Raw genomic sequence first — 21,003 nt, 5'->3', positions numbered from 1 at the left:
CGCCCGCGCGCCGGCCTCCGCAGCCCCCCCACGCGCCGTCGCACTCCGGGCCAGTAACTACCAGCCCTACCGGCTGCCCCCGCAACACCTCCCCGGTCACGTGGGCTCGTAGACCGCCGGGTGCCGCGGGTCGTCGACGCGCACCACGACGTCCGCGAGCGCACTGGGATCGACTTCCTGTTCGTAGCGTTCGTAGGCGGGCAGCGCCCAGGCGTCGTCGGCGGGCACGCGGCGGCGCAGGGCCGCGGGGGAGAGCCACAGGTGCACGGCGAGGTCGAAGGCGAGCCCGGCGCCGAGCAGCAGTTCGCCGTCGATGAGCACGACGCCGCCTTCGGGCACCGGCACCCTGTCCCGCCGCGTGGCGCGGTCGCGTTCGGCGTCCCACAGCGCGGGGAGCACCGTCCCGCGGCCGCCGTCGGCGAGCGGGTCGAGGACTTCGCGGCGCAGGGCGTTCACGTCGAGCCAGTCGGTGTAGCGGGCGTCGGGATCGTGTTTGCCGTGTTCGTATCGGAGCGAAGCCGGGCGCAGAAAATCGCGCGCGGAAATCCGCACGATCGGCCGCCCTCGCAGGCGTAGCGGGTCGACCAGCGCGTTCGCGAGTGCTGTGGTTTCCGTCGCACCGGCGGCGCCGTCGATCGCGACGGCGATCCGCGGACGGCCGGTGACGGCCTCGATGCGGTCGGTCAGTTCGGCCGTCAGCGCGGCCGGGGAAATGGGGCGGTAGCGCACGAGTAGAGATCCTGCACCCGGACCGGGGACGGTTTTCGTCGGTGGTGGCTGTCATGATGGGCCGGTGAACGCTGAAGTGGGGAAGACGGCCGAAAGTGGTTGGCAGATAGGGGTTTCCCGCACATTGCCGTATCCGCCGGAGCGGCTGTGGGCATTCCTGGTCAGCAAGGAGGGGGCGGAGATCTGGCTGGGGCCGGGCGCCGAGCTGCCCCGTGAGCGCGGCGCGGTGTACGAGACGGCGAACGGCACGACCGGGGAGATCCGGAGTTTCCACGAGGGCGACCGGATCCGGCTCACCTGGCGGCCGAAGGACTGGGACCACGATTCGACGATGCAGGTGACGGTGAGCGGCACCGGGCAGAAGGCCACGCTCCGTTTCCACCAGGAGTGGCTGTCGGGCCCGGAGGAGCGGGCAGGCCAGCGGGCATACTGGAAGGACGTGACCGAACGCGTGGTGGCGGCGCTGGCCGAACGCTGAGGGCCACCCACCCCCGCGACGAGCCTGGGGGTTGGCCGATGACGTCCGAAGACTTCATGGTGAACGAGGAGTTCATCCAGGACCCGCACGCGGTGGTGGCGCGGCTGCGCGAGGGCGGCCCGGTCCACCGGGTACGGCTGCAGCGCGGGCTGCCGTGCTGGATCGTCACCGGCTACGACGACGTCCGCGCGTTGCTGGCCGATCCGCGGCTGGCCAAGGACAACGGCCGGATGCAGGAACTCGCCACGGCGAAGATGGGCGAGGATGCCAGCCGCATGTTCGGCGAGGCGCTGACCCAGCACATGCTCAACAGCGACCCGCCGGACCACACCCGGCTGCGCAAGCTGGTGAACAAGGCGTTCACCGGCCGCACGGTGGCCCGGTTGCGGCCGCGGATCGAGGAGATCACCACCGGACTCCTCGACGCGTTGGACGGGCGGGAACAGCCGGATCTGGTGCGCGGCTTCGCCCGTCCGCTGCCGATCACGGTGATCTGCGAGCTGCTCGGCATCGCCACCGAGCGGCAGGCGGACTTCTGCCGCTGGTCGGACACGCTGCTGTCCACGGCGGAGACCGAGGACGTGATCGCCGCCGCCGAGCAGATGCATGCCTATCTCGTCGAGCTGATCGCGCGGAAGCGCGCCGAGCCCGCCGAGGATCTGCTGTCCGACCTGGTGCACGCGACCGACGAGGGCGACCGGCTGACCGAGTTCGAACTGGTGTCGATGACCTTCCTCCTGCTCGTGGCCGGGTACGAGACGACGGTGAACCTGATCGCGAACGGCGTCCTCGCGCTGCTGCGCGCGCCCGATCAGCTGGCACTGGTGCGGTCCGACCCGGCGCTGCTGCCGGACGCGATCGAGGAGTTCCTCCGCTACGACGGCCCGATCAGCCTGGCATCGCTGCGATTCACGAAGGGGCCGGTCGAGGTCGGCGGTGTGACCATCCCCGAAGGGGAGTTCATGCTGCTCTCGTTGCTCGGCGCGAACCGGGACGCTGAGCGGTTCGAGGACCCGGCCCGGCTGGACGTGACCCGTCCCGCGGGCGGGCATGTCGCCTTCGGGCACGGGATCCACTACTGCGTGGGAGCGCCGCTGGCCCGGCTCGAGGCCGAGATCGCCATCGGCCGCCTGCTCGAGCGGTTCCCCGGGCTGCGGCTGGCGGCGGAGCCGGAGACGCTGCGGTGGCGGGAGAGCAACCTCGTGCACGGTCTCGAGTCGCTCCCGGTCGCGCTCAGCTGAGCGCTTCCTGCTCGCTCGTGGAGGCCGCCGCAGCCCGAGCCGGGGCAATTCACCCGAAGGTAGGTGCCCCGGCCGAGTGGCGACGCAGTGTGTGTGACCCAAGTCACTCAGTGAGTGCTTTCGCGCGAAAGGACTAGCTCGTTCGGGCAAGGGGTGGTCTTGACGTGCGGAAACCCGCCTTCTCGCGCACTGGGATTAAACCTGAAAGATCTTTACATAGCGGACATTTCGGGAGTTTTTCGGTTTCCTGTCCTCATGACCGAAATCTTCCGTGGTGCCCATGACACCGGACCGCCATTCCCGCCACCCGTGCCGCAGCCCTCGCTGGGTACGAGAAGGGAGGCAGTGGGCGTTCCCGGCGCCGGCGAACCACTCTCTGTAGCTACGCAACGTGTTGGTAACGAAAGTTTTACACCCGAACGGGCTGGACATAGCGGACATTTCACCACGTTCGGGGTTATCTGGTGACCATGCGACTTCTTGCCGTGCTCAAACACGACGTGCCCGCATCCCTCGTGGTCTTCCTCGTCGCCGTCCCGCTCTCGCTCGGGATCGCGCTGGCCTCCGGCGCCCCGGTGGTGGCCGGGCTGATCGCCGCCGTCGTCGGCGGGATCGTCGCCGGCGCGCTCGGCGGTTCGGCTCTGCAGGTCAGCGGCCCGGCAGCCGGGCTGACCGTCGTCCTCGCGCAGACCATCGCCACCTTCGGCTGGGCGACCACCTGTGCGATCACCGTGGCGGCGGGCGCGCTCCAGGTCCTGCTGGGCCTGAGCCGCGTCGCCCGTGCCGCGCTGGCCATCTCGCCCGCGATCGTGCACGGGATGCTCGCCGGGATCGGCGTGACGATCGTGCTCGGCCAGCTCCACGTGATCCTCGGCGGGACGGCGCAGAGCTCCGCGATCAAGAACATCGCCGAGCTGCCGGGCCAGATCGTCGCCCACCACGACTCGGCGACGCTGATCGGGCTGCTCACCATCGCGCTGCTGATCCTGTGGCCGCGGCTGCCCAAGGCCGTGCGGCGGGTGCCGGGGCCACTGGCCGCGATCGCCGTCGCGACGGCGGTGTCGGTGCTGGCCGGGATGACGCTGCCGCGGGTCGAGCTGCCCGGTGACGTGCTGAACATCCAGCTCGTGCCGCAGCTGCCGTCCGGCGGCTGGGGCGGGTTCGCGCTCGCGGTGGTCACCATCGCGGTGATCGCGAGCGTCGAAAGCCTGCTGTCGGCCGTCGCGGTGGACAAGCTGCACACCGGCAAGCGGGCGAACCTCGACCGCGAGCTGATCGGCCAGGGCGCCGCCAACATGGTGTCCGGCGCGATCGGCGGGCTGCCGGTCACCGGCGTCATCGTGCGCAGTTCCACCAATGTCAGCGCCGGGGCGAAGACCCGGGTTTCGGCGATCCTGCACGGGGTCTGGGTGCTGGTGTTCGTGGTCGCGCTGAGCGGCCTCATCCAGAGCATCCCGCTCGCCGCCCTCGCCGGTCTGCTGGTGCACGTCGGCGCGAAGCTGGTGAACCCCGGCCACGTCCGCCAGGTGCACACCCACGGCGATCTGTACGTCTATCTCGTGACGCTGCTCGGTGTGGTGGCGCTCGATCTGCTCAAGGGCGTGCTCGCCGGGATCGCGCTGTCGCTGTTCCTGATGCTGCGCCGCACCATGTGGTCCGGTATCCACGTCGAGCGTGACAGCGCTGATGACAACAACGAGGACTGGCGCGTCATGGTCGAGGGCGTGCTGACGTTCCTGTCCGTGCCGCGGCTGACCAAGGTGCTCGCCCAGGTGCCGGAGGGTGCCACGGTGAAGCTGGAGCTGGTCGTGGACTACCTCGACCACGCCGCGTTCGAGACGCTGTCGAACTGGCAGCAGGCCCACGAACGCGCGGGCGGCACGGTGACCGTCGACGAGGTCGGCCATCCGTGGTTCGCCAACGGCAAGGAAGGCAGCCCGACGCTGAGCCGCATCGCGGCCGCCCGCGCGGTGCCCCGCTGGCTCGCTCCGTGGTCGGAATGGCAGGCCACCGAGATCCAGGTGCCCAGCCAGCGCGGCGGGCCGACCCTGCGCGGCGTCAGCGAGTTCCACCGCCGCACGGCACCGCTGCTGAAGGACACGTTGTCCGGGCTGGCCAACGGCCAGAAACCGCACACGCTGTTCATCACCTGCGGGGACGCGCGGATCGTGCCGAACCTGATCACCACGAGCGGGCCGGGCGACCTGTTCACGGTGCGCAACATCGGCAACCTGGTCCCGGCGGAGCAGGCCGACTCGTCGATGAACGCGGCCGTGGAGTTCGCGGTCGGCGTGCTCGGGGTCCGCGAGATCGTGGTGTGCGGGCACTCCAGCTGCGGCGCGATGGGCGCGCTGGCCAACGGAGCGCCGAACGGGACACCGCTGCTGTCGGACTGGCTGCGGCACGCCGAGCCGAGCGCGCGGCGCACGGAGACGGTGACCGTCGGCGGCACCCGGCCCGCGCGGGAACCCGACCGGCTGGCCCTGCACAACATCCTGCAGCAGCTGGAACACCTGCGGCACTACCCGCTGGTGGCCGAGGCGGAGTCGCGCGGTGAGCTGACGCTGACCGGCATGTACTTCGACGTCGGCGCGGCGCAGGTGTCGCTGTGGGACGGCCGCACCGGCGATTTCGTGCCCGCCGGGGTGCGCGCGCCGGTGAAAGCGCAACTGAACGGCAAGACCGCCGGATAACCCCGGAACGGGGCTCTTCCCGCCGCCCGGCGGGGAGAGCCCCCTCACACCCGAGGGGGCGCGGACGCGGCGAAGTCACTAAGTTGTCAGCACGTGAGCATGCTGGTGATGACGGGGACCGGGACCGGCGTCGGCAAGACGATCACCACCGCGGCGATCGCGGCGCTGGCCGTCGCGGGCGGTCAGCGCGTGGCCGTGCTGAAGCCCGCCCAGACCGGGGTACTGCCGGGGGAGCCCGGCGATCTCGACGACGTCGTGCGCCTCGCCGGGGACGCCGTCACCACCCGGGAGCTGCGGCGCTATCCGGACCCGCTCTCCCCGGAGGCGGCCGCGCGGCGCAGCGGTATCCCGACGGTCGATCCCGCCGAGGTCGCGCGCGCCGCGGGGGAACTCGACGAGGAGCACGACCTGACCCTCATCGAGGGCGCGGGCGGCCTGCTGGTCCGGTTCGACGAACAGGGCAGCGGGCTCGCCGACGTCGCCTGGTCGCTGGGCGCGCTGGTGATCATCGTCGCCGAGGCGGGACTGGGCACGCTCAACGCGACCGCGCTGACCGCCGAGGTCGCCACCCGGCGCGGCATCAACGTCGCCGGTGTCGTCGTCGGCTCGTGGCCCGCCGATCCCGATCTCGCCGCGTTGTCCAATCTCGAGGACCTGCCGACCGCGGCGGGCGCCCCGCTGCTCGGCGTGCTGCCCGCCGGGCTCGGCGCGGCGGGCCGCGAGGAGTTCGTGACGCAGGCCCGCGCCGGGCTGTCGCCGTGGTTCGGCGGCGAATTCGACCCGGAGACGTTCGCCGGACGGGCGTCGGCCCAGAAGTGAGCACAGCGCGGCGCGGCGGGCTGGCCGCTCTGTGACTCCGGGCGTCGACCGGTTACGCTCGGTCGACAGCTGTGCAGGAGGGAGCCCGGGGTGGTTGAGTCTTCCGGCGGTGCCGCGCACCGGTCGTCGGCCGTCGCGGACCCGTGGTCGGTGCCGGTGCTGTGGCGGCCGCGGCGGGAACGGCCGAAGGTGGTCGTCAAGGCCGATCTGCTGCCCGCGGTGAGCGTGCTGTCCACGGCCGGGCTGCTCGGGATCCCGCTCGGCTGGCTGTGGTCGCGGATAGCGCCGCCGGAGCGGCTGCGGGTGGTCACCTCCGACGGGCAGCTCGTGCCGCTGGAGATGGAGAGCTGGCACCGGTTCGACGATCTGGCCATCTACGGTTTCCTCGCGCTCGGGATCGGCCTGCTGATCGGCGTGGTGACATGGCTGCTGAGGGAACGGCGCGGCCCGGTCGTGCTCATCGCCGCGGTCGGCGGGGCGGCGCTGGCCGCGTGGCTCGGCATGCAGATGGGCGTCGCGTTCGGCAACGCGCGCTTCGAGGTCACGGCCGCGCCCGCACTCGGTTCGGTGGTCGAGCAGGCGCCGAAACTGGAGTCGGGCTGGGTGGTGCTGGCGGCACCGCTGGCGACGGCGCTGGTGTACGCGTTGCTCACCGCGTGGAACGGGCGCGACGATCTGGGCCGCCGCCTCGGCTGAGCGTTTTGCCCTAGTCTGGGTCACCTAGACTCAGAGGGGAATTCATGAGCGACGCTTGCGAGCGAATCATAGACATCATGCGCCAAAAAGGATTGGACACTGTCTCGCGAAGCGAGGCGATCGCATGACCGACGACATCGAGGTTTCGCGGCACAACGCCGTCCGTTTCCCGGGAATCAGCCCCCGCGCCTACGAGCACCCGGTGGACCGGGGCGCGCTGGCCGCCCTGCGTGCCGTGCCCGGGTTCGCGCAGGTCGTCAAGGCCGTCGCCGGGTTCTACTCCGAACGCGGTGACCGGCTGATGGCGCTGGCCTCGGCGATCCGGGTCGGCACGAAGCAGTATCCGGAGATCGACCGGCTGCGGCACGAATGCGCCGAGACGCTCGACCTGGAAACGGTGCCGAACGTGTTCATCCAGCGCGACGCGCAGGCGAACGCGATGGCGATCGGGATGGACGAGCCGTTCATCGTGCTCACCACCGGGCTGGTCGAGCTGATGAACCCGGAGTCGCTGCGGTTCGCGATCGGCCACGAGATGGGGCACGTGCTCTCCGGGCACACGGTGTACCGGACGATCCTGGTGCGGCTCATCCAGATGCAGCTGTCGATGTCGTGGACGCCGGTGAGCGCGCTCGGCCTGCGTGCGGTCATCGCCGCGCTGCACGAGTGGTTCCGCAAGGCGGAGCTTTCGTGCGACCGGGCCGGGCTGCTGTGCGGGCAGGACCCGACGGCGGCACTGCGCGCGCAGATCCTGGTGGCAGGCGGGATCGACCCGGCGAAGATCGACATCCCGTCGTTCCTCCAGCAGGCCGCGGAGTACGAGTCGGTCGAGGACATCCGCGACAGCTTCCTCAAGCTGCGTAACGTCGAAACGCTGTCGCACCCGTTCGCCGTCGTACGCGCGGCGCAACTGCAGAAGTGGGCCGCGTCCGAGGAGTACCGCGCGATCCTGGCCGGGGATTACCTGCGCCGCGACGACGACGCCCCGGCGTCCAACTGGACCGACGACCTCAAGTCGGCGGCGAAGTCCTACCGCGACTCGTGGAGCGAGTCGAGCGACCCGCTGGTCAAGGCGTTCAGCGAGGTCGGCGAGGCGGTCTCGGGCGCTGCCGGCAAGGTCTGGAACAAGTTCGGCGGCGGCGGGAACGGCAACGGCGGCTCCGGCTCGGATTCCGGCTCCGGCTCCGGCTCGGCGAAGTAGCCCGGTCGCGAGTCCCACGTTCAGCCGCCCGAGTCCCACACTCGGGCTCCCGAGTCCCACACTCGGGCTCCCGAGTTCCCCGTTCGCGCGTGCCGTGAGCGGGGAACTCGCTGTCGCGAACGGGGAACTCGCTGTCGTGAGTGTGGGACTCGCGCCGGTCAGTTGAGGTTGGCCGGGCGGCTCAGATCGGTCAGTTCGCTCGGGGGGAGCGGGACGGCGCCGAGCGTGGCCAGGAAACCGGCCTCGCGGGTCAGCAGCCGGCACACGATCCGCAGCCGGCGCAGCGGATGCGTCTCCTCCAGCAGGCGCTGGCGGTCGGCAAGGGGGAGTAGGCAGTCCGCGGCGAGCTGGTACGCGAGTTCGGCGATGTCGGTGCCGGCGTCGGGGCGCTGCCAGTCGTCGGAGCGCCAGGCGGATTCGCAGTATCGCTCGTGCGCGGCCCGCGCGACCTCGGCCAGGCGCGCCGCGGTGTCCGCGGCGGCCGGGGGAACGGGGTCGTCGGCGACCCAGTCGACCGAACCGATGAGGTACGGCGCGGAGACGCAGTCGATCTCGCGGAGCCGGAACCGGCGCCGTCCGGTGGTCACCACGTCGAAACGCCCGTCCGGCAGCCGTTTGGCCTCGCGCAGGACGGTGCTGCACCCGACGTCGTAGAGGTGGTCCAGACCACGGACCTCGCGGACCACCGGAGTACGCAGCGCGACGACGCCGAATTCGCGCCCGGGGACGGTGCCGCCGACCAGGTCCGCGGTCAGCTGTCTATAGCGCGGTTCGAAGATGTGCAGCGGCAGGTGCGTTCCGGGTAGCAGCACGGTCTGCAACGGGAACAACGGAAGTATCGTCGTCTCGCTGGTTTCCTGCTCCTGCTCGGCCACCCGTCCACGGTACGGGGCGAACGGGCGCCGCGCAGCACGGTCAACGGCCCGCCGGCGGGCGGAACACGGCGAACGGGTCGGTGATCTGCATGCCTTTGCCCGCGAAGGAGAACAGCGCGGCCGGGCGGCCGCCCGAACGGCCGGGCGGCGCGGTGTGCCCGGTCGGCTCCAGCAGGCCGCGCCGCGACAGCACGCGCTGCAGATTCGTGGCCGACACGCGGTAGCCCAGCGCGGCGGAGTAGAGCCCGCGCAGCGCGGACACCGTGAACTCCTCGGGTGCCAGCGCGAAGCCGAGGTTGGTGTAGCAGAGCTTCGAGCGCAGCCGGTCCCGGGCGCGCAGCACGATCGCCTCGTGGTCGAACGCCGTCCGGGGCAGCGCCGCGACGTCGTGCCACGCGGTGTCCTCGGGGATCTCGGGGTCGACGTCGGAGGGGACGAGGCCGAGGAACGCGGTGGCCACGACGCGCGGGCCGGGAACGCGGTCCGGCGCGCTGAACACCGCCAGCTGCTCGACGTGTTTGAGCTGGCGCACGTCGACCTTCTCCGCGAGCTGGCGCCGGATGGACGTTTCGACGTCCTCGTCGGGACGCAGCCGTCCGCCGGGCAGGGACCAGCGGCCGAGATGGGGATCGAGCGCGCGCTGCCACAACAGCACCCGGAGTGTGTCCGAGCGCACTTGAAGTACTGCCCCCAAAACCTCGTGGGCCAGCGGGGCGCGGGTGTTAAGATGACTTCGCACGGTTTTCGATTATAAGGCGAAAACCGAGAACGGGTCCAGGAGGGCCAGGTATGACCATCACGATGGAAACCGATCTCACGCCCTACGGCGGGGTCGAGGCGAACGCGGACTGGGCGGACGAGGTACGGGCACTGGCCCGCAAGCGGGACGCCGTGCTGCTGGCGCACAACTATCAGGTGCCGGAGATCCAGGACATCGCCGACCACACCGGCGATTCGCTCGCGCTCAGCCGGATCGCGGCGAGCAGCGAAGCCTCCACGATCGTCTTCTGCGGCGTGCACTTCATGGCCGAGACCGCGAAGATCCTCGCGCCGGAGAAGACCGTCCTGATCCCGGACGCGCGGGCCGGCTGTTCCCTCGCCGACTCCATCACCGGCGACGAGCTGCGGGCCTGGAAGGCCGAGCACCCCGGCGCGGTCGTCGTGTCCTATGTGAACACCACGGCCGAGGTCAAGGCGGAGACCGACATCTGCTGCACCTCCTCGAACGCCGTCGACGTCGTTGCCTCGATCCCCGAGGACCAGGAGGTTCTCTTCCTGCCGGACCAGTTCCTCGGTGCGCACGTCAAGCGCGTGACCGGCCGGGAAAACCTGCACATCTGGGCCGGGGAGTGCCATGTGCACGCCGGGATCAACGGCGCCGAGCTCGCCGCGCGCGCGTCGGAGAACCCGGACGCGGACCTGTTCATCCACCCCGAATGCGGTTGCGCGACCTCGGCGCTGTACCTCGCGGGAGAGGGCGCCGTGGAGCCGGAGCGGGTGAAGATCCTGTCCACCGGGGACATGGTGCACGCCGCGCGGGACACGCGTGCGAAGTCGGTGCTGGTGGCCACCGAGATCGGCATGATCCACCAGCTGCGCAAGGCCGCGCCGGAGATCGACTTCCGCGCGGTCAACGACCGCGCCTCCTGCCGGTACATGAAGATGATCACCCCGGCGGCCCTGCTGCGCTCGCTGCGCGAAGGCGCCGACGAGGTCCACGTCGACCCGGAAACCGCGGCGAAGGCGCGGGCTTCGGTGCGGCGGATGATCGAGATCGGGCAGCCCGGCGGCGGCGAATGACCACCCCGGTTAGTGACTTCCAGGCGAAAACCCCGGTCTGGGAGGCGCGCGCGGATCTGGTCGTGATCGGCAGCGGGGTCGCGGGGCTGACCGCCGCGCTGCGGGCACAGGAGCTCGGCCTGCACGCACTGGTGGTCACCAAGGCGGCGGTCGCCGACGGCAACACACGCTGGGCGCAGGGCGGCATCGCGGTCGTGCTCGAGGGGGAACACGAGCTCGGCGACTCGGTGGGCAAACACGCGGAGGACACCTTCGTCGCGGGTGCGGGACTCTGCGACGAGGACGCCGCGCGATCGATACTGGACGGCGGCCCGGCGGCGGTGGCCTGGCTGCGCGCGTCCGGTGCCCGCTTCGACGCCGCGGCGGGCGGCGGCCCGGCGCTGGCCAGGGAAGGCGGGCACAGCGCGTTCCGGGTGATCCACGCCGGCGGCGACGCGACCGGTGCCGAGGTCGAACGGGCCCTGGTCGCCAAGGCCGGGGGCCAGGGGATTCCCGTGCTGGAGCACCACATCGCCGTCGACGCGCTGCGCACGCCCGCCGGGGACGTCGCGGGGGTGGCCGTCCTCGACCGGAACGGCGTGCCCGGGGTGGTGCGCGCGCCCGCGGTGCTGCTCGCGACGGGCGGGGTCGGCCAGCTGTACCAGGCGACGTCGAATCCGGAGATCGCCACCGGCGACGGGCTCGCGCTCGCGTTGCGGGCCGGTGCCGCGGTGGCGGACATCGAGTTCGTCCAGTTCCACCCGACGGTGCTGTACTCCCCGGGCGCGCGGGGCCGTTGCCCGCTGGTCACCGAGGCGGTGCGCGGCGAGGGGGCGACGCTGCTGGACGCGGCGGGCGCGCCGGTGATGCGCGGGGTCCACCCGCTCGGCGACCTGGCGCCGCGCGACGTGGTGTCGGCGGCGATCACGCGGCGGATGGCGCAGGCGCCCGGCGGCGTCGACGATCACGTTTTCCTCGACGCCACCAGCATTCCCGGCTTCGCCAAGCGGTTCCCCACCGTGCACGCGGCCTGCGCGGCGCTCGGTGTCGATCCGGCCGTCGACGCCATCCCGGTCACCCCGGCCGCGCATTTCTCCTGTGGCGGCGTGGTGACCACCGCGGACGGACGATCCGGGGTGCGCGGGCTCTACGCGGCAGGCGAGGTGGCCCGCACCGGGCTGCACGGCGCGAACCGGCTGGCGTCCAACAGCCTGCTGGAGGGCCTCGTCGTCGGGCGGCGGGTCGCCGAAGCGGTGTCCGCCGATCTGGCCGCCGGGCTGCTCGCCGATCCGGCACGCGGGCGGCTGCCGGAGCGGGAAACGGCGGTGGCCGCCGATCGCGACGCGCTGCAGCGGGTCATGAGCCGGTACGCCGCGATCGGGCGGGACGCCGACGGTCTCGCGGCGGCGGGCTCGGTGCTCGACCTGTCCCATCAGGACAGTCCGTTGTGGACACAAAAGGCGGTGGAGGACGCCGCGCTCACCGTGGTGGCGCAGGCGTTGCTCGCGGCGGCCGCGCGGCGCACCGAATCGCGGGGCAGCCACGTGCGCACGGACTTCCCTGACCGCGGCGGGCTGGAGTGGCGGCGCAGCCAGTACGTCCGGCTCAGCCCGTCCGGCCAGCCGGTGCTGGCCGAGGAGATTCGTATGGAGGGTGTGGCATGACCGAGGTTTTCCCAGAGCTGTTCCCGTTTTCGCCCGACGTCGAGCTGGCGCTGGTGAAGTACGGGCTGGACATCGCCGACGTCCGGCGCGTGATCACCACGGCGCTGACCGAGGACCTGCGGTACGGCGGTGACGCGACCACCGCCGCCACCGTGCCCGCGGGCACCCGTGCGCTGGCCGAGTTGACGCCCCGCGTTCCCGGTGTCGTCGCCGGGATCCCCGTGGCGCTGGCCGTTTTCGATGCCGTGCTGGGCACGGACTACGAGGTGCTGGGCGCGCGCGACGACGGCGAGCGGCTGGTCGCCGGTGAGCCCGCGCTGGTGCTGAGCGGTCCGGTGCGCGGGCTGCTGACCGCCGAGCGGACTGCGCTGAACCTGCTGTGCCACCTCTCCGGCATCGCCACCGCCACCGCGGCCTGGGTGTCCGAAGTGGACGGCACGGGCTGCGCGATCCGGGACTCCCGCAAGACGTTGCCGGGACTGCGGTTGCTGCAGAAGTACGCGGTGCGCTGCGGCGGCGGGGTCAACTACCGGCTCGGGCTCGGCGACGCGGTGCTGATCAAGGACAACCACGTCGTGGCGGCCGGTTCGGTGACCGCGGCGCTCGAGGCCGTGCGCGAACACGCGCCGGAACTGCCGTGCGAGGTCGAGGTCGACGACCTGGCGCAGTTGGAGGAGGCACTGCTCTTCGGCGCCGACGAGATCCTGCTGGACAACTTCTCGCCGGAGCAGTGCGCGCGGGCGGTCGAGCGGCGGGACGAGGTCTCCCCGAAGACGCGGCTGGATTCCTCCGGCGGGCTGACCCTGGACCGGGCCGGCGCGTACGCGCGGTCCGGGGTGGACTACCTGTCGGTGGGCGCGCTGACCCACTCCGCCGCCGTGCTGGACCTGGGCATGGACCTGCACTGACGGCCGTGCCGTGAAGCCGCGACGGCCGAATTGCCGTCGTTCCCGTCTGGCGCCCCGGCCTAACTTGGTGAGGTGCGGAGACGGCTCGATGGCGTGGTGGCGGTGGCCGGTCTGCTCGCACTGGGACTTCCCGCGACGGCGTCGGCCGCGCCGCCCGCGCAAGGGCAGTGCGCGACTCCGCTCGGCACGTACACCGGGGCCGTCCCGTGGGGACAGCGGCTGATCGACCCGGCGCGGATCTGGCCGCTCACCCGGGGCGAGAAGCAGGTGGTCGCCGTGGTCGGCACCGGGGTCGACGGGCAGAACCCGCAGCTGCACGGGCAGCTCACCGGCGGCGGAGACGCGGCGTCGGACTGCGACGGGCGCGGCACCGTCGCGGCCGGAATCGTTGCGGCGCAACCGGATCCGTCGACGACGTTCGCCGGGATCGCGCCCGCGGCGCGCATTCTTCCGATCCGGTACACCAATGGCGGCGGCAGCACGGAGGGCGGGGATCCGAAGGCGCTCGCGTCCGCGATCGACCAGGCCGCGCAGAAGGGCGCCGGGGTGATCCTCGTCGCCGTACCGTCCACTTCGGACAGTCTGGAGCTGGCTTCGGCCGTCGATCGGGCGCGGGGCAAGGGCGCGGTCGTCGTCTCGCCTGCCGCGGCGACCCAGCAGGGCGGGCGCACGTACCCGACGGCGACGCCGGGGGCCCTCGCGGTCGGCTCGGTCAACGTCGCGGGTGAGCCGGTGCAGACCGAGGCTGGGGACTACCTCGGCATCGCGGCTCCCGGCGCGGACCTGGTGAGCACCTCGGCGGGCGCCGGAGGCGGACATCGCTGGGGCATCACGAATCCGGGGCTCGCGGCGGCGTACGTCGCCGGCGTCGCCGCGCTCGTGCGGGCCTACCAGCCCGGCCTCACCGGCGACCAGGTGGTCACCCGGCTCCTGCTGACCGCGCACCGGCCGTCCTCCGGCGGCCGTGATCCACGCCGGGGCTGGGGCGTCGTCGACGCCTACGCCGCGGTGTCCTCGGCCCTGCCCGCCGACGTCATGGGTCCCGGCGTGCCAGGAAAACCGGCATCACTCCCGGCCGTCGTCCCCGCTGCCGCCGATGCCCGCCCCCGCGCCGACCGCGTCGCGGGCGTGCTCGCACTGGCCGGGGTCGGTGCCGCCGTCACCGCCGGTTTCGCCGTCGCCGCGTTCCGCCGGGGCCGTCGCCGCTCCTGGCGCCCCTCCCGATTCCCTCCATCACGCGAGATCTCCTCCTGATCACGCGAGACCTCCCCTCGATCACGCGAGACCTCCGAATCCTCCCCAGGGCGAGAACGGCGGGCTCACGTGACCAGAGGCGGAACTCGCGTGATTGGACGGAGAACTCGCGTGATTCAGGGGGTGACGCAGCGGGTGGAGCCGACGATGGCGACACCGGCACCGGAACGGGCGACGTGCACGGTGAAATCGGCGCCGTCGCGGCTGCAGCGGGCGATGAGTTCCTGCGCGGTGCTGCGGTCGCGGACCTGCCAGCCGTCGCCTTCCAGGGTGGGGACGACGAGCTCGACGAGGCGGCGTTCGGCGTTGACGGGCCGCTCCAGCCGGACGCCGTACTGCCAGCAGGTCAGGACGCCGGGGTGGGCGGGATCGCAGTCGAGTTCGCCCGCCACGGTCCGCGACGCGCCTTCGCCGAACGTCGCGGCGACCCGGTCGATGACCGCGGTCAGTTCCTGGGCCAGCCGGCCGAGATCGGTGCTCTCGGTGATCACGGGATGATCCTCAGCGTGTTCAGGCCTTCGACGCCGCGCTCGCCGAAGCCGCGGGGTTCGAGGCTGCCTTCCGGGGTGACCGTCCCGCCGGTGATCACGTCGTAGATGGTGCTCCACGAGTCCGATCCCGGCTTGAGGACGTCGTTGTGCGCGGACACGCCCCACAGCAGTTCGCCGTTCGCGTCCCGGCCGGTTTCCAGGTCGGTGACGCCGGGGAAGGTGTCCGGGTCGGCGCCGTGGCCGATGTCCGAGCCGAGCCATTCCGCCACGCGGGCGTTGCCCTGCGCGACGACGATCGGGTCGAGCGGCGCGGTCATCGAGTACCGCTGGACTCCGGCCTGGCTCGGCGGGAGATCGGAAGGATCCCAGATCCCGTGCCCCATCCCGGCCGATTCGACGTGCAGCACACGGTCGACGTCGAGGCCGAGCTGCTCGGCGAGCCCGACGGTCGCGCCGCCGTAGCTGTGCCCGATCGCGGTCACCATGACGTCGCGGCCGGCGTGGCTCGCGATCTGGCCGCGCAGTTCGTCGGTGAACGTCTTGAGATCCGGCGCCTGCGCTCGCGCGTAGCCGGAATCCGGGGCCTGCGCGGCGACGCCCTGCGGGAAGACGCCGTCGGCCCAGACGACCATCGCGGTCCGCCCGGCCGGGTCCGCGGCCACCAGGCTCCTGCCGAGCCCGGCGTAGCCGTCGAAGTTGTCGAGCCGGGTGTTGGTGCCGGGGACGAACAAACCGATGCTGCGCGTGCCGGGTTCGATGTGACCGATCAACTCGGCGATCCGGCCGTTGCCCGCCGGATCGAACCGCAGGATCTGCCGGTTGTGCGCGAGAATGTCCTCGTACAGCGCGATCCTGCGCTGCGCGCGCTCGACGTCGGCCGGGTCGCCGCCGTGCGCGAGGAGCTGAGCGAGATGGTCGCGCTCGCCGGTGAGCGCGTCGGCGACCTTCGCCCGGTTGCGGGTGATCTCGCCCGCCCAAGCCCCGGTGTCCGCCGTTCCGCCGACGCCGGCCGGGTTGCCCGCGGCGGGCAGCGGGTCCTCCGGGAGCAGCGCGCGGTACATCGCCGCGACCTGCGCGTCGAGACGACGATATCCGGCGGCGCTGGCGGTGAGTCCTGATTGGACAGTGCGGACCCGCTCGACGTGCTTGCCGATACGCTCGGCCAGTTCCGTCATCGTCTTCGTGAAAGTGGCCGCCGCGGCGGCGGACCCGGCTAGTTCGCCGAAGGCCGCCGCCGGGAGCTTTTCACCGGCCACTGTGGACTGTGTGGTGGCGAGCGTCCCGGCATGCGTGCCGAATTCGCCCGCCACCTGATCGAGCCGGGCCGGGGCGACCCGGTAACCCCCGGAGGTGGCTGCAGAAGTCACCGGGTGCGTCCCTTTCCCTGCGGTCAGCGGGTTTCCGGTTCCTCACCGATCACCGAGGGCGTGACCGGGGACGACTGCCCCCAGACGTTCTCGGTCTCGACCAGCCAGGCCGGGATCCGTTTGCCCGAACCGAGATCGCCGCCCGCGCCCATACCCATCGGCATCATGGGCATCATCGGCATGGCGCCCTTCGCCGCGGCGGCGCCCGCGGCACCCGCCGCGCCGCCCGCGAGCCCGGACAGCGCGTTGCCCGCGCCGCCGTCACCCGCCAGCCCGGAATGGGCGGCCGGGACCTCGCCGGGACCGGTGACACCGCCGCCGCCACCGCCGATCGGCGGGACGCTCCCGCCCCCGATCGGGATGCCGCCACCGGAACCGCCGGTCGCGCCCGGCGCGGCCGCGCCGCCACCGCCGCCGAGCTTGACGTCCCGCTTCTCTTCCTTGTTCTCCTCGTTCTTCTTGCCGCTCGCCCAGGCGGGGACCCGCGGCATGATCGACCCGAACCGGCCGAACGCCGCGGCCGAGGCCGCGGCGAGCCCGGCGGTGAACATGTCCCCGAAGAGCGGGTTGCTCCCCGCGGGGGTGTGGCCCGTGCCCGGCGGCGTCGGGGTGCCGCCGGGCAGCGGGTGTCCGGTGCCGGGGGTGACGACGGGCGGCGGCGCGCTGCCGGTGATCCCGTTGCCTGTCGCCCCGTTGCCCCCGGTGCTCGCGCCGCCGCTGGCCGGCGGCTTCGGGACCGGGGCCGCGTTCGGCGAGACGGGGATGGCCTCTTCCGCGGCGGTGTACTCCCCGGCGAGCTGGGTCATCACGACGATCGCCTTGCCGTGCGCGTCGCCTGCGGCGTTGGCCGCCGTCTGCTGCGCCTCGACGTTCTTGATCGCCTGCTGACGTTGCTGCGCGGCCGCCTGGACCACGGCGGGCGAGGCGTCCGGCGGCAGCAGCGGCGGGTTGACCGCGAGCGCGACGTCGGCGGGGGCGACGTCGGGGACCGCGACCGGCGGCGGCATCTGCTTCTTCGCCTTCACCAGCGCGTCGGCCGCGTCCTCGAGCAGATGGTTCATGCTCTGCGCGGTCTGCGCGACCTTGCGGATCCCGCCGACGAGATCGGTGATCATCCGGTGGTACTGGTCGGCGGCGCCCCCGGCCCAGCTGCCGGAGAAGTCGGCCAGTTCGGACGACAGGTTTTCGGCTTGGTCGTGCAGCCCGATCGCGGTCGAGGCCCATTTGTCCGCCGCCGCGCGCGCACTGTTCGGGTCACCCGCCTGCAACATCGCGTACAGCTGCTGATGGGTGTACGCGGCGAAGTTCGTGTGTGCGGTGGTCATCCCTTGATTCCCCCTGCGTTCGACGTCCCGCCCGTGCCGCCGAGGCCGAGCGCGGACAGCAGCGGATCGAGCAGGCCGGTCGCCTGGCCGGAAGTGTGCAGATCGCCCGCGACCGACTCGTCGGCCGCCTGGTAGCCGTCGGCGACGGTGTTCGTCACGTCCTGGGCGAAGGTGATGGCGCCACGGACCTGGTCGAGGAGGCCCTGCATTTCGGCGACCGCCTCGCGATGGGCGTCGGCCAGCGAACCGGCTTCGCCGAATTCGCCGAACAGCAGGGGGTGGTCGCCGAGGGTGAGCAGGAAGTCGTTCGGCTTCGCCATCGCGTGGATCTGGGTCTCCAGCTCACGCACGAAGTCCTTCAGCGATTCCAGATGAACGTAGTACGACTGGTCGTGCATCGGTCCCGACTCTCTCGTGGTCAGCTGAGGCGGAAAAGCCGGTTGGCCGATGCGAGCTGGGGTACCTCGCACCGGCCAACCGACGGCGGGGGATCAGCCTGCGAACAGGCCCTGGTTGCGGTTCTCCAGCTGGTGCTGGAGATCGTGCGCGTCGCCCACCTTGGTGCCGAACTGCGCGATGATCGCGACGATGTCGGCGGTGGCCTGGCGCAGCCGGGTCTCGGCCTGGCGGGCGGCCTCACCGGCGGAGCTGCCGGAGGCGTACCAGGTGGCGGTGATCGGCTGGAGGTTCTGGTGCAGCTGCTCCAGCTGCGAGGTCAGCGCCTTGGCCTTGGCGGCCAGCGACGCCGAACTGTGCTGCAGCGCGGCGAAATTGATTTCGACGACATCGGCCATCGGAAGTGTCCTCTCCGGAACGGATCAGAGGTTGAGACGGGGGACGACGCTGCCTTCGAGCGTGCTTCCGACCCCGTGGAAGCTGGAGCTGGTGTCCGCGTCGCCGCGGTTGTAGTTCGCGTGGCTGGAGTGGACCAGCTGCGACATGGTGTCGAGCTCGCGGACCGCGGCGCCCATCTTCTCCTGCAGGCGGCGCTGCAGGTCCCAGAACGCGAGGGCCTGGTCACCCTTGTAGTTGCGCAGCGTCTCGGTCAGCTCGGACTCCAAGCTGGCCATGGTGGTCTTGGCGTTCGACGCGGTCTCCTCGAAGCCCTGGACGGCGCGCGTCATCGCGGCGGAATCGGACTGGAATCCCGGACTGGACATCGACGGGCCACCTCCTCTCGTTCGCGGGGGAAATCCCGGGGGGAGCGGCTCGCTTTCCGAGCCGCTCATGGTGAATGTCACGCTAGAAAAGGAGAGGGGACGGTCAAACGGCACAACTGCCGGTCGCACTGACGGCACTATTACCCACAGGCCGCCGGTGGGGTTGTCCTCACCCGGTGACGGGGGCTCGCACCAGTGTCACACAGAACTCGTCGCGGCACGCTCGATGCCATGTCGGACAACGGAATCAGCTTACGCTCGCTGCATCGCCCGCTGGTGGTGCTGACCGGTGCGATGGCGGTGCTCTGCGTGGTGTCGCTCCTCGGCCTGCTCGCCGACGACCGCGTGATCGTCGACGCGCCGATCTGGCTCAAGCCGTTCAAGTTCACCGTCGCGATCGGCTCCTACGCGATCACGCTGGCGCTGCTGCTGTCCCAGGTACGGCGCGGCCGCCGGATCGGCTGGTGGCTCGGCACGGTGTTCGCCGCCGGGATCGGGCTCGACATGGCGCTGCTGGTGTTCCAGATGATCTTCCTCGGCCGGCAGCTGCACTTCAACAGGGCCGTGCCCGCCGACACCGCGATCAACAACGTCGTCGCGGGCGGCGCCTATTTCGCCTGGCTGGCGATCGCCGCGGTCGTGGTGCTGCTGCTGTTCCAGCGCATGCCGGATCGCGCGCTGAGTTCCGCGCTGCGCTGGGGCACCGGGCTTTCGCTGGCCGGGATGACCGCCGCGATGTTCATGTACACCGGGACTCCCGAGCAGCAGGCGGTGTTCCGCGCGGGTGGGCAGCCCTCGACGTTCGGGGCGCACACGGTGGGCGCGCCCGACGGCGGGCCGGGGCTGCCGGTCACCGGCTGGAGCACCGTCGGCGGGGATCTGCGGATCCCGCATTTCATCGGCCTCCACGCCATGCAGGCGCTGCCGCTGATCGCGCTCGGCCTCGTGCTGCTGGCGCGGCGGTATCCGGTGCTGCGGGCCGATGTGGTGCGACGGCGGCTGGTGCGGACCGCGGCGTTCGGGTACGCCGGGATGTTCGCCATCCTCATGTGGCAGGCGCTGCGGGGACAGTCGGTCGCGCATCCCGATTTCTGGACGCTGCTGGCCGCCGCGGGGGTGCTGGGGGTGGTCGTCGCCGCGTCGGCGTTGTCGGTGCGGTCGCGGCCGGTATTCCGCTCGGAGACTGTCGTGGGGGTCGGCTAGTCTTCCCCTCGGAAAGAGGGGGTATCACTCGATGCGCACCAAGCTGAACAAATCCGTCCTCGGCAGACCCGGCCTGATCGTGCTCACTGTGGCGCTGCTCACCGGCGTCACGGCCTGTACGTCGGGCGGCTCGTCCGGCACCGGGGCCGCGCCCGCGGCATCCGCCGCGCCCAAGCCCGAGGTCTTCGGCCCGGCCGGGTACCGGGGCCTGACGCCGGGCATGGCGAAGGAGGCGGCACTGGCCGGCGGCAAGCTCGCCCCGGCACCGACGTCCACTTTGGACGGCTGCACCGACTTCAGCTACACCGGCGGTCCCGCGCCGGATCCGGCCAGGATCGCGGCCGAGGAGGCGGTGGAGAAGAAGTCCAAGGAACTGAACAAGAAGGCCGACGAGGCCGCAGCGTCGAGTGGTTCCGACGGGGACACCTCGGCCGCCGGGAGCGCGCGGTCGGCGGCGAAGTCGGCCGAGGTCGCCCGGCTGATGGCCGATTCGGCGCTCGCGATCGCGGAGCTGGCGGAGAAGCGTGAGGCACGGGACAAGGCCTTCGCCGCGTCCGGTGGCGCGTCGTTCGGCAAGGACGGGCTGCGGGAACTCGGGGCCCCGCCGGACGCGAAGACCGCCGAGGGGATCGGCGCCGGGTCCTCTGTGGACGAGCTGAAGAAGGCGTACGACGCGCGTGGCCTGAAGCTGGGCGAGAACAAGCGGTACCAGCTGCCGATCGACGGGAAACCGGGCTGGCACTACGAGTTCGTCACCACGCCGGAGGGAAAGGTGACCGCGGTTTCGATCATCAGCGCGGCGAAGTGCGCCTGAGCGTGGTCGGCTCGCTTCGGTCCTTTTCGTCCTGAGTGGACTGTATGGCCGGTGGAACCGAGGGACGCCCTGGGTGCATCTACCGCACCGAGGGACGCCCCTGGTGCATCCAGCGCACCGAGGGACGCCCTTGTCGCAACCGGCCCCCGCCTCACCCAGTGTGCGTGCCGGTGGATCCAGGCAGTGCGCGCCGTTCGAGACGGGTAGAGCGCGGAGTGTGGGGGGGGGCCCACGGGCGCACACCCTAGAGGGTGGGCTGCGGGAGGCGCGAGGCGGGGAGTGTGGAGAACACACACGCCACAAGAC

Annotated in this window: 21 protein-coding genes; 12 read left to right on the top strand and 9 right to left on the bottom strand. The window is 71.7% G+C overall.

Annotated features, from left to right (window positions below; genetic code table 11):
* Window positions 1-96: 96 nt before the first annotated feature.
* A complete protein-coding gene (locus ACFWX1_RS29610; protein WP_378392821.1) occupies window positions 97-729 on the bottom strand; it encodes a uridine kinase in 633 nt (210 codons plus the stop codon).
* Window positions 730-853: 124 nt separating this feature from the next.
* On the opposite strand from ACFWX1_RS29610, the gene ACFWX1_RS29605 reads away from it, so the two are divergent.
* The 6 genes from ACFWX1_RS29605 to ACFWX1_RS29580 all read left to right on the top strand — a co-directional run bounded on the left by ACFWX1_RS29605 (window position 854) and on the right by ACFWX1_RS29580 (window position 7,857).
* Window positions 854-1,207: an SRPBCC domain-containing protein gene (locus ACFWX1_RS29605; protein WP_378392843.1), complete on the top strand. Its 354-nt coding sequence runs from the start codon at window positions 854-856 to the stop codon at window positions 1,205-1,207.
* 38 nt (window positions 1,208-1,245) lie between these two features.
* Entirely contained in the window at window positions 1,246-2,448 is a 1,203-nt protein-coding gene (locus ACFWX1_RS29600; protein ID WP_378392819.1) for a cytochrome P450, read from the top strand.
* 470 nt (window positions 2,449-2,918) lie between these two features.
* Window positions 2,919-5,141, top strand: coding sequence for a SulP family inorganic anion transporter (locus ACFWX1_RS29595; protein WP_378392841.1), 2,223 nt, complete (start codon window positions 2,919-2,921; stop codon window positions 5,139-5,141).
* 99 nt (window positions 5,142-5,240) lie between these two features.
* Complete coding sequence (gene bioD / locus ACFWX1_RS29590) at window positions 5,241-5,960, top strand: dethiobiotin synthase (RefSeq protein ID WP_378392839.1); 720 nt, start codon at window positions 5,241-5,243, stop codon at window positions 5,958-5,960.
* Window positions 5,961-6,050: 90 nt separating this feature from the next.
* Window positions 6,051-6,656, top strand: coding sequence for a DUF2567 domain-containing protein (locus ACFWX1_RS29585; protein ID WP_378330794.1), 606 nt, complete (start codon window positions 6,051-6,053; stop codon window positions 6,654-6,656).
* A 124-nt stretch (window positions 6,657-6,780) separates the two neighbouring features.
* Entirely contained in the window at window positions 6,781-7,857 is a 1,077-nt protein-coding gene (locus ACFWX1_RS29580; protein WP_378392817.1) for a M48 family metallopeptidase, read from the top strand.
* A 158-nt stretch (window positions 7,858-8,015) separates the two neighbouring features.
* Here ACFWX1_RS29580 and ACFWX1_RS29575 read toward each other — a convergent pair whose 3' ends face one another.
* Together ACFWX1_RS29575 and ACFWX1_RS29570 are read right to left on the bottom strand one after the other, a co-directional pair.
* On the bottom strand, window positions 8,016-8,732 hold the full coding sequence (locus tag ACFWX1_RS29575; protein ID WP_378392815.1) for an LON peptidase substrate-binding domain-containing protein: 717 nt from the start codon (window positions 8,730-8,732) through the stop codon (window positions 8,016-8,018).
* A gap of 40 nt (window positions 8,733-8,772) precedes the next feature.
* Window positions 8,773-9,408 carry an NUDIX domain-containing protein gene (locus ACFWX1_RS29570; RefSeq protein ID WP_378392837.1) on the bottom strand — a complete coding sequence of 212 codons (636 nt, stop codon included), beginning with the start codon at window positions 9,406-9,408 and terminating at the stop codon, window positions 8,773-8,775.
* A 113-nt stretch (window positions 9,409-9,521) separates the two neighbouring features.
* Here ACFWX1_RS29570 and nadA point away from each other — a divergent pair, with 113 nt between their 5' ends.
* The 4 genes from nadA to ACFWX1_RS29550 all read left to right on the top strand — a co-directional run bounded on the left by nadA (window position 9,522) and on the right by ACFWX1_RS29550 (window position 14,337).
* Window positions 9,522-10,532, top strand: coding sequence for a quinolinate synthase NadA (gene nadA, locus ACFWX1_RS29565; protein WP_378392813.1), 1,011 nt, complete (start codon window positions 9,522-9,524; stop codon window positions 10,530-10,532).
* The gene (locus ACFWX1_RS29560) at window positions 10,529-12,175 is read left to right on the top strand and encodes an L-aspartate oxidase (RefSeq protein WP_378392811.1); all 1,647 of its coding nucleotides are present in this window, start codon (window positions 10,529-10,531) and stop codon (window positions 12,173-12,175) included. Before nadA ends, ACFWX1_RS29560 begins: the two co-directional genes overlap by 4 nt.
* Entirely contained in the window at window positions 12,172-13,083 is a 912-nt protein-coding gene (gene nadC, locus ACFWX1_RS29555; RefSeq protein WP_378392809.1) for a carboxylating nicotinate-nucleotide diphosphorylase, read from the top strand. The genes ACFWX1_RS29560 and nadC overlap by 4 nt, the downstream gene beginning before the upstream one ends.
* Window positions 13,084-13,155: 72 nt before the next feature.
* The gene (locus ACFWX1_RS29550) at window positions 13,156-14,337 is read left to right on the top strand and encodes a S8 family serine peptidase (protein WP_378392807.1); all 1,182 of its coding nucleotides are present in this window, start codon (window positions 13,156-13,158) and stop codon (window positions 14,335-14,337) included.
* 116 nt (window positions 14,338-14,453) lie between these two features.
* Here ACFWX1_RS29550 and ACFWX1_RS29545 read toward each other — a convergent pair whose 3' ends face one another.
* From ACFWX1_RS29545 to ACFWX1_RS29520, 6 genes are all read right to left on the bottom strand, one after another.
* The gene (locus ACFWX1_RS29545; protein ID WP_378392805.1) at window positions 14,454-14,828 is read right to left on the bottom strand and encodes a hypothetical protein; all 375 of its coding nucleotides are present in this window, start codon (window positions 14,826-14,828) and stop codon (window positions 14,454-14,456) included.
* On the bottom strand, window positions 14,825-16,195 hold the full coding sequence (locus ACFWX1_RS29540) for an alpha/beta hydrolase (protein ID WP_378392803.1): 1,371 nt from the start codon (window positions 16,193-16,195) through the stop codon (window positions 14,825-14,827). Before ACFWX1_RS29540 ends, ACFWX1_RS29545 begins: the two co-directional genes overlap by 4 nt.
* A 23-nt stretch (window positions 16,196-16,218) precedes the next feature.
* Entirely contained in the window at window positions 16,219-17,520 is a 1,302-nt protein-coding gene (locus tag ACFWX1_RS29535) for a WXG100 family type VII secretion target (protein WP_378392801.1), read from the bottom strand.
* A complete protein-coding gene (locus ACFWX1_RS29530; RefSeq protein WP_378392799.1) occupies window positions 17,517-17,918 on the bottom strand; it encodes a hypothetical protein in 402 nt (133 codons plus the stop codon). Before ACFWX1_RS29530 ends, ACFWX1_RS29535 begins: the two co-directional genes overlap by 4 nt.
* Before the next feature lie 93 nt (window positions 17,919-18,011).
* The gene (locus ACFWX1_RS29525) at window positions 18,012-18,314 is read right to left on the bottom strand and encodes a hypothetical protein (protein ID WP_378330805.1); all 303 of its coding nucleotides are present in this window, start codon (window positions 18,312-18,314) and stop codon (window positions 18,012-18,014) included.
* 24 nt (window positions 18,315-18,338) lie between these two features.
* Window positions 18,339-18,680, bottom strand: a complete 342-nt coding sequence (locus tag ACFWX1_RS29520; RefSeq protein WP_378330806.1) for a WXG100 family type VII secretion target — start codon at window positions 18,678-18,680, stop codon at window positions 18,339-18,341.
* A 231-nt stretch (window positions 18,681-18,911) separates the two neighbouring features.
* Here ACFWX1_RS29520 and ACFWX1_RS29515 point away from each other — a divergent pair, with 231 nt between their 5' ends.
* Both ACFWX1_RS29515 and ACFWX1_RS29510 read left to right on the top strand, forming a co-directional pair.
* Window positions 18,912-19,883 carry a hypothetical protein gene (locus tag ACFWX1_RS29515; RefSeq protein WP_378392797.1) on the top strand — a complete coding sequence of 324 codons (972 nt, stop codon included), beginning with the start codon at window positions 18,912-18,914 and terminating at the stop codon, window positions 19,881-19,883.
* Window positions 19,884-19,914: 31 nt separating this feature from the next.
* Window positions 19,915-20,697, top strand: a complete 783-nt coding sequence (locus ACFWX1_RS29510) for a hypothetical protein (protein ID WP_378392795.1) — start codon at window positions 19,915-19,917, stop codon at window positions 20,695-20,697.
* The last annotated feature ends 306 nt before the right edge of the window (window positions 20,698-21,003 follow it).

The sequence above is a fragment of the Amycolatopsis sp. NPDC059021 genome, assembly GCF_042739895.1.
GTDB lineage: Bacteria > Actinomycetota > Actinomycetes > Mycobacteriales > Pseudonocardiaceae > Amycolatopsis.
The sequence above is the reverse complement of the archived record's forward strand: the minus strand, read 5'-3'. Positions and strand labels throughout refer to the sequence as shown.